This is a genomic window from Bacillus sp. JST-5 (assembly GCF_057747715.1).
Map to the genome: position 1 here is coordinate 1 of NZ_JBYLHW010000105.1, position 4,898 is coordinate 4,898.

General features: G+C 29.6%; 6 protein-coding genes. 2 read left to right on the forward strand and 4 right to left on the reverse strand.

Annotated features, from left to right (window positions below; translation table 11 throughout):
- Positions 1–225: 225 nt before the first annotated feature.
- The 4 genes from AC3ASS_RS13525 to AC3ASS_RS13540 all read right to left on the reverse strand — a co-directional run bounded on the left by AC3ASS_RS13525 (position 226) and on the right by AC3ASS_RS13540 (position 3,974).
- Positions 226–1,344 (reverse strand): hypothetical protein, encoded by a 1,119-nt coding sequence (locus tag AC3ASS_RS13525; protein WP_488284052.1) that lies wholly within the window; start codon positions 1,342–1,344, stop codon positions 226–228.
- Positions 1,338–2,024: an ATP-binding cassette domain-containing protein gene (locus AC3ASS_RS13530; protein WP_446651480.1), complete on the reverse strand. Its 687-nt coding sequence runs from the start codon at positions 2,022–2,024 to the stop codon at positions 1,338–1,340. Before AC3ASS_RS13530 ends, AC3ASS_RS13525 begins: the two co-directional genes overlap by 7 nt.
- Entirely contained in the window at positions 2,005–3,474 is a 1,470-nt protein-coding gene (locus tag AC3ASS_RS13535) for a hypothetical protein (protein ID WP_488284053.1), read from the reverse strand. The genes AC3ASS_RS13530 and AC3ASS_RS13535 overlap by 20 nt, the downstream gene beginning before the upstream one ends.
- 74 nt (positions 3,475–3,548) lie before the next feature.
- Positions 3,549–3,974: a hypothetical protein gene (locus AC3ASS_RS13540; protein ID WP_488284054.1), complete on the reverse strand. Its 426-nt coding sequence runs from the start codon at positions 3,972–3,974 to the stop codon at positions 3,549–3,551.
- Positions 3,975–4,600: 626 nt separating this feature from the next.
- On the opposite strand from AC3ASS_RS13540, the gene AC3ASS_RS13545 reads away from it, so the two are divergent.
- A complete protein-coding gene (locus tag AC3ASS_RS13545; RefSeq protein WP_488284055.1) occupies positions 4,601–4,735 on the forward strand; it encodes a hypothetical protein in 135 nt (44 codons plus the stop codon).
- The coding region (locus AC3ASS_RS13550) for a transposase (protein WP_488284056.1) at positions 4,736–4,898 on the forward strand (163 nt) is incomplete at its 3' end. It abuts the gene before it with no gap.

Below are 4,898 nucleotides of genomic sequence, written 5' to 3' on the forward strand. Positions count from 1 at the left end.
AAGGGGTACCCCTTCCGCCAAAAAAAGATTAATTATCTTAAATAACTATTGATAAACCTCTTGACTAATCGTAAGAATGGGGCTGTCCAGAAAGTCAAATCCCCATTGAAAACAAAAAATCATAAACACCGATATATCAACGTTTCTAAAACATTCATGGGGCGTCAATAAGCCGTAAAAACGACTTATCAGACACCCCCATTCTAAATGTTACTTGATTAAAGACTAGTTACGTAGCTGAGAAACAATATTCTCATTTGATAGTTCCTTCGCTAATATACTGGAAATAACATACTTTACAAACAATTTATTTAGTAAAATGAATAAACTTAATAGTAATAATAAACCAACGGTAATCATCATTAATACTTCATTATTTAGCGCCTTAGAAAGAAGAATAGCAAATAAAATAACCGTTCCATAAGAGAAAATATAAACTTTTTTGTTTCCTGATTCGATTGTTTTATAAAACTGGGATGTGATTTCTTTGCTAGACATTCCGTTTAAATAGAGAGACAGTAAATCACGATTTATTAACTTGATGAGAGAATTTAAGCTGTTTTTATATACAATGACAATTACAATAAGTAAGCTTAGCTGGAAAAACAAAAGCAAATGAAAAGAGACTTTCGAATTTTGTACTAAGTTCTCCAATCCTTCAGATTGATAATATACATAAACTTCATCTTCATTAAACATTTCATGAAAGGATTTGACAAAATCATATATATATTCTGTTTTTTCTAAGTTCACAATAAGTGATTTAACACTTGAATAGTTACTGCTATTAATTGTTGCCAACATTTTATTATATAAAGGTTGAGCGAGATAACATTTATCCTTTAGAAAATATGTGCCTGATCCTTCATAATAATAGTTTGTAGTTTTAACGGGCTTGTGATTCATATCAGAAATAATTAATGTTTGATTTTTAAAATGTTCTGGCAGCACTAAAGCATTGTCATCAACTTGTTCGTCAAAACTAATTACTTCTCTAGTAGTTTCATTAAGAGGCAAGCACTCTAAAAACTCTACCTCCTCTTTTTCCGAAGAATAAATAAGAGGAATTTCATAATCATAGGTAAGATTTTTAACATGAGGCAAATTTAAAATTAAGTTAGTATCGTACTCAAATTCTCCTGTTTCTGTATATCCATTGATCAGTACCATTGATAATTTATCATTATTTAATATATTATTATGGATGTTCTCAGCAGAAATAAATACTGTAAAGATCGAAAATATAATCAATATTAGTAATAAAAAGTTTAGTATCGCAAGCTTTCTTAAACTTTTTAAATATTTTTGCTTTATATAATAAAAAACCGAATCATGTTTTAACATAGTTCTTTCAATCCTTTATTTAATTGAATAAAATCAAATGATTTGTCTGAATTTTCCACAACAAATTTTGAATGGGTTACTACTATAATGACCCTATCTTTTTTTATACTAGATAAAATATCCATTATGATTTTAATGTTCTCTTCATCTAAATTATTCGTAGGCTCATCCAATAAAATAAGCGGATATTCAAATACCAATACTTTTAAAAAAGCTGCTCGTTGTCTTTCACCACCAGAGAGATTATTTACTGGAATATCTAACTTGTTTTCCATTTGTATTTGCCTGCTGTATTTATTTAGTTTTTCGTTATCTAAAGGCTGGCTGTTTATAAGTGAGATAATTTGAAGGTTTTCTCTAATTGTTAAAGTCTCTATTAAATTTAAATCTTGGAAGAAATACGCTATTTTTTTCCGCAAGTCATCAACTAATTCAACATCCTCAAAATTAATTTGTTTATGAAATAAATTAATGCTTCCTGAGTGAGGTTTTTGTATTAAAGATAAAATATTGATAAAAGTGGTTTTCCCACACCCGCTTTTTCCATAAATAGCATATAAACCAGGTTCATTTATCTCTAGAGAGAGATTTCTCAAGATTATTTTTTCGCCGTATTGAAAGTTAATGTTTTTAACACTAACATGAATATCCTCATAGTTGTCAACGGAATTTTTGTGCAAATTCATCACCCTCTAATATATTAAGGATATTATTCAAATACACACTTAGCTCAAAAACATAGTTACCTCTTGGTTCACAATATCCTAAATAACATTCATACTGCTCTACCTTTTTTCTAATTAATTCCTTATCTATATCAAGGTTATGCTTTTGAACTAGACTAGTATAAATATTTAATATAATATAGAAGTCTTTACTTTCATTATTTAAAACTTCAGGATATAATTTTTTCATTTCTTCGATATCTTTGGGAGTAGGGTCAATGATATCGTACTTTAGTACCTTTGTAAGTAAGTCATCTGACTCTTCTATAGCAACAGCTTCAGAAGTAGCCATCTCACCAGTTGCTTTATAACAGTAATACATTTCATTAAATAATTTTATGTCTCGGCAGTTTGTATTTTCAGCAGCTTCTTGATTACGAGAGGATTTTCCAATCACTTCTTCTGCATAGTTTAAATAATATGAATATTGGTAATAACTTTGATCTCTATTGTTTTTCAATTCCTGACTAAAACTATCTATGCGATGGCTTAGTACATTTAAATATTTATCGACATCAGAAATTTCTTTACTAGCAAATACATTCGACATTAAATATAGATTTCTTATACTCTCCAATGAATAAAAGTACGTATGAAAAGGTCTTGTTTCTGATAATATATTAGTCATAAACTTTTTGTTCTCAAAGTGTTGCTCTAGTTCTTCTGCGATCATTAAATGAACCCAATAAGTAATTTCATCTCTGAATAATATTGTTATTTGGTTTTCTTTCTTTTCATATATGTCTTTTAAATGGTCCAAATTTACTTCAAGATCATATAGATTGCTTAAAATAATAGAGGCATGAAGAAGAATTGGTTTATTATAGTCTAAGTCTAAAAGGTCTTGTTCAGTAAAACTTGAAATGTTATTTTCAATTTTATCTTTCATATCTGCAATCGTGTTATTTATCTTATAATCCAATATTAGAAAATAATAATACTCCACTTGATCAGCCTTGCCTGGATTCTCTAGCTTCATAAATACTTTTTTTATTTTTTCTAAACTCTCTGAATCACCAATATATTCCATCATATTATAAAGAAAATATAAATCAAAAAATGAACGAACCTTATTAATTTCTTCTATTGAGAATAAACTATCTTTTTTTAACATTGATAATAAAATTCTACAATAAAAAATATTTTGTTCTTGCTTACATTCACTAGGCTGTAATTTATCATTTATTTTGCCAAGATATAATATCGAGCTATTATTTTTCAAATCAGATATTTCCTCAGACTGACTGGTTACTTCAAAAACACTTCCATCATTACTTTCTTTCATATAAGAATTGATTGTATTAATAAAATTATTACTATGAATAGGCCGATTTTTAAAATAAGGTTCACTGCAAGCTGTAAGCAGGAAAAAACATACTATAAGCAAATAGATATTTTGTTTCATATAAACATATCTCCTAACCTATTAGCCTTTATATTGGAAATGAGGTAAAAAGTGTAGATATTCTACTCTTAATATTAGATTTTTGCAGTAGCTGTGTATGTTCTATTACTATAATCAACTATAGTAGTAGTGTACATGCCAAGATATATTGTAAAACCGCTTCCACAAACATTTCCAGAGCTTTTATAAGATTTTGAAGTTGTGCTTCTTGAATAACCAGGACTAGATCCACTACCACTTGCTCCGGCTCCTCTAAAAGAAACACTTCCTCCAACTGTATAAAACGAAACTTGATGAGTTAACTTCTTAAACCCGGTTCTAGTAGTAGAACTATATGCTTTATAATTTCCGCAACCATTCCAGTCAGAAAAATAAGGCAAATCGGCTTTCGCTGTAACATTGTTTACAGTTTTGGTGGCTCTATAAGCATCAGCAGATTGTGAAAATGTAAAAATAAAACATAGTAATATAGGAACAGATAAAGTAAATATTTTTTTCATTACTTTCCCTCCTAAACAATTGAATATTATACACTTTTTACCTCAATTATCATTTAATAACATTTTTAAGTAATTTTAATGATTATTTTTTACTATTTTAGTATTTTTTGTGGTATGCATACAATTAATTTTGGAAATAAAATGAATTTCCTGATCTGAGCGCTTATCAGTAAATAAAATGAGCGCCTAGTAAGCGCTCATGTAGACAATATATTAACCAGAAAGTTAATAACCTTCTTCTTGGGTGAACATTGTTCTTATAAAATTTGTTGATACCGCTTCATCAGATAACGCCGTGATCGGAATGAAGAATGGGCTTCTTCATTTCTTTCTATCGTTTGCAAGTAAAAAATACAGAGACGTGCAAGCTGTTTCATCGCACATAAATAAGGAGCGGTCATTACAAATGTTTCAACAAAGGCATCGCTGGCTCATGGATGTTTCAGCGCTACATCCGTTTCCCTGACCATAAAAATTGATTAAGGGGCTGTCCAAAAAGTCAGGGTAACTGACTTTTTGAAGCCCTCTTATTTTTTTTTTTCATTTTTTAAAAAAGTACACAAAAAAATCGTCCTTTCTAGTAAAATGAAGGTACCACCACAACATTACAGAAAGGACGATTTTTTATGAGCAATCAAATGATTACTCCTAAAAATTATAACACACAAATGACACTTCCTCTAGATGTAAAAGAAGAAAAAGCTCCTGCCAAAAGAAATTTAGCCCCTACTTTCAAACCATATGACAACCGTCAAGTTTAAATGATTTTTGATATTGAATCGCTCATACCCGAACATCACGTGGCACGTGTCGTGGACGAAATGGTGGAGGCGATACCAGATAAACCATTGTTTTCTCATTATAAAGGCGGCGGCAGAAGTTCCTATCATCCCAAAATGATGCTGAAAATCATTCTGTATGCTT